Raw genomic sequence first — 2,764 nt, 5'->3', positions numbered from 1 at the left:
AGCTGGATGATTTATCCCGAAAGACAAATCATGAGCAGGGGATCAAGAAACCGTATCAATCCACCGCGCCGAAGAAGAACTGGGGGAATATAAATGATGTATTTGAGCCTGGCTGGGAAAGAAATGCAGCAGTGGAGTTTAATAATTCCATTTATCCGAAGGATCCAAAGCTGCCGAATGAAGGGAATTTAATGCAGCGGTATCAGGCGGCGCAGAGTAGGTCGAGGGAGCGGTGGCAACAACCCTCTTCAGTAAATTCAAATGCCAGCGTAGGAAAAATTGCAGAGGCGTATGGAGAAGGAGTAGTCTCAGGTTTACTCGCGCCTTTATATGCCCTGGATTATGCAATGAATAATCCTACCGCTCTTGCGGTGGGATTAGCTATGAATTTTTATAATGGGATACATCCCATGCAGAATGTACAGAATATGATTCATGGAGTAGAGAACGGTTGGGATCACTTCGTTCATGGTGATTCCATTAGTCGTGCAAAGACGTTGGGTGAATTGTCTGCCTTACCCTTAGGTTCAGGTGTTGGAGCGAGTATTAGTAAGTTGTTTGGGTCTAAGATGGCTCTAGGAGGATTGGGGGTTGCTGGTACAATTGAAATAATAGAGAAAGAGGCCGCATGGAGGGGGGCAGATGAAGCCTTGCATTCAATGGGCGCAGCTCAAGCAAAAAATCTCAAACGATTTATTGATAAGCTCCCCCAGAATTCTGAAAATATTCGAGTTAGAGACTTTCTAAATGGTGGGAAAGTGTTTCAAGGAGATTCACCTGCAGCAAATATCCCAGGGTCTTTTGCTAGGTATGAAAAGCAAATCGATATAGATGGGAATACAATTCTATATACCAAAACTACTTTTGGACCAAAGGGTGAAATAGTTCACGTTACTCCAAAATTTCCCGCGGAGCCAAAAATTTACCCTGAGCCTGATATTAACTTTGAGCCAAGACCATACTAGGAGAAAGATATGACCAGAACCTCATTGCTAGAGAAACTTATTAACCTGAAAGGATCAGTGGATGTCATTATGGACGAATTAAATAAATTCAACTGGGATTCTGATAATGAGTTAGTAACTTTAACGAAGCAACAAATTCTTAATGCTTTAAATAATTATATAGAAGGAAGGATAACTGGAACTGAGATTGAAAACTGGGCTAATGCAATTGAGAGTCGCGAAGATATAGGCAGAGAAAAAACTCATATCAACTTAATAGATCAAGTACTCTACGAGTTAGCAAATCCATATCTTACTGAGCAGTTAACTCATGAAAGGGCTAAAATATTGAATGCCAAGTTGGAAGAAAGTGCGCATTTCTCGAAATGATAAATTTCCTACAAAATAGTTCGAATTTTAAATGCAGGTTATGGTTGTTTTTCTGATTTTTTATTTGGAGATATGGTCCAAAAGAGCGAATCGAGCAAATGAAAGAATGAAGGCTGCAATATATCAATACCACATCGGGAGTTTAATTAAATCCTGTTCTTTAAGTAGCTAGTACTTTCTAAAGTTTGGTTAAAACGAACTCAATATCGGTATAGAAGTTTAGACCCGATCTGACAGTTACCCATTTTGCAGTTATGGATTTACTGTCAGTTCAAGTTGAGATTTTCAACTTTTTCCTTCCAAATTTTTTCCCATCAAGCAATGTTTCTATCGGCGTACGCCCACAGCACATTTTACCCTGATGAGTTCTTTGATGATTGTAATTATGAATGTTTTTTGTAAGACCTTGAGGAGACAAATATGTTAAGAAAAATTAATGAAGGAGGGGTTGAAAGTGAGAATGGTTTTTCTATCCAAATCGTGGGACCCGAACTACTTGAATATAAAGAGGAGAATAAAATAATTAAGATTGACATAACTTATGATCCAAAGAAAAGAAAATTATATATATGTGCGTCTGACATTGATGAATTAAGTAAAAATGAAAAAATACAGATGATCCGTAATATTAAAGAAGCGGTAAAACTTTTAAAAGGCAACTTTGAAGTGGTTTGATAGTGAAGTATCGAAGGGTCACATCAGCATATGGGAAAGATGTAGTCTCAGGTGTACTCGCACCTTAAACTTAATCATTACGGCCCCTGGCATTGCAAGACAAAATGTGAGCGTGGTGCAAAATGATACATCAAGTAGTCTTGCGAGGAAGATGACCGGCAGTGAAAGTTACAGCGATCAAATCGCGCAAGCCAATGTGTTAGTCGATAGTAGTAGTTTATTCGCGGGCTATCCGGGACTTCACATTCCAGCACCACTGCCAACGAAAAACCAAGCGTTTATGTACACGCCGTATTACCAATTTACTCAGAAAATAATAGGCGCCATTTACCCGCATCTCAAAACCCCGGAACTGAAGCTGCACCCGAACCCGATGGTGTTTTTTGGTAAAGCGGTGATCGCCGGCTTAGCAGTAGCGGCCGCTAACATAGTGGCCCCGATACTGGCTGAGGCATTAGTGCCGCTCCTATTTGGTGCGATGGGCGGTAGTATCCTGGGTTCAGCCACCGTAGTATTAAGCGGTGTTATGGCTGCGATGGCGGATGCAGCCGGTCAAGAGTTATTGGTGGGGCTGCATGCGCAGTCAGGGATCTCCTGGGGTGAAGCGGCGATGGTCGGCGTTAGCACCGGTGTAGGGAATGGCGTTAACATGGGTTTTAGTCATGTCACAAAATTAACGCCGCTCGCCAAAGAATATCTACGACGAGCCACTTTAGCAGTAACGCAACAACTCTCCGACATGATGATCAATCACA

4 protein-coding genes are annotated in these 2,764 nt (G+C 41.4%); all 4 read left to right on the top strand.

The genetic code is table 11. The annotated features are described in order from the left end of the window. The first annotated feature begins 659 nt into the window (after positions 1 to 659). On the top strand, positions 660 to 965 hold the full coding sequence (locus H0U71_02970; GenBank protein ID MBA2654013.1) for a hypothetical protein: 306 nt from the start codon (positions 660 to 662) through the stop codon (positions 963 to 965). A 9-nt stretch (positions 966 to 974) separates the two neighbouring features. After that, on the top strand, positions 975 to 1,334 hold the full coding sequence (locus tag H0U71_02965; protein MBA2654012.1) for a hypothetical protein: 360 nt from the start codon (positions 975 to 977) through the stop codon (positions 1,332 to 1,334). A 420-nt stretch (positions 1,335 to 1,754) separates the two neighbouring features. Next, a complete protein-coding gene (locus H0U71_02960) occupies positions 1,755 to 2,009 on the top strand; it encodes a hypothetical protein (protein MBA2654011.1) in 255 nt (84 codons plus the stop codon). Next, on the top strand, positions 1,996 to 2,764 hold a 769-nt coding region (locus H0U71_02955), incomplete at its 3' end, for a hypothetical protein (GenBank protein MBA2654010.1). The genes H0U71_02960 and H0U71_02955, both read left to right, overlap by 14 nt.

It is taken from the genome of Gammaproteobacteria bacterium (assembly GCA_013697705.1).
Taxonomy (GTDB): domain Bacteria; phylum Pseudomonadota; class Gammaproteobacteria; order UBA6002; family UBA6002; genus UBA6002.
This window is presented reverse-complemented; position numbering and strand designations above follow the sequence as displayed.

Excerpts from the sequence above, each read along its gene's own strand:
- H0U71_02965 (MBA2654012.1), top strand. The coding sequence starts at position 975 with ATGACCAGAACCTCATTGCTAGAGAAACTTATTAACCTGAAAGGATCA.
- H0U71_02960 (MBA2654011.1), top strand. The coding sequence starts at position 1,755 with ATGTTAAGAAAAATTAATGAAGGAGGGGTTGAAAGTGAGAATGGTTTT.
- H0U71_02970 (MBA2654013.1), top strand. The coding sequence starts at position 660 with ATGGGCGCAGCTCAAGCAAAAAATCTCAAACGATTTATTGATAAGCTC.